This window comes from Leifsonia sp. HAY1-4F (assembly GCF_056755275.1).
Window position 1 is genome coordinate 1 of record NZ_JBNDHX010000719.1, and the last position, 230, is coordinate 230.

Genomic DNA, 230 nt, shown 5'->3' on the forward strand with positions numbered 1-230 from the left:
TCGGCGGTTTTCAACATCAGGCTGACTCCTCTTTCTTAAAGGTAGGCAATAGGAGTTCGGCCGGGATTGGAACGGGATCGAGCTTCGTTCCCAACGGCAGTGCTTCTGGATCGACGAGAACTGCCGTACCCAGCAGTCGGACCCTGTACTTGCGAATGCGTTCGCGAAACGGCGGGGGCGAACAACCGTCTTCAAGCCGATACTGGTAGCCATGCCATGGGCAGGTGATG

1 protein-coding gene is annotated in these 230 nt (G+C 57.0%); it reads right to left on the reverse strand.

Features of this window, described 5'->3' with window-relative positions; genetic code table 11:
- Positions 1–16 precede the first annotated feature (16 nt).
- The coding region (locus tag ACPYOG_RS21095; RefSeq protein WP_481295987.1) for a Rieske (2Fe-2S) protein at positions 17–230 on the reverse strand (214 nt) is incomplete at its 5' end.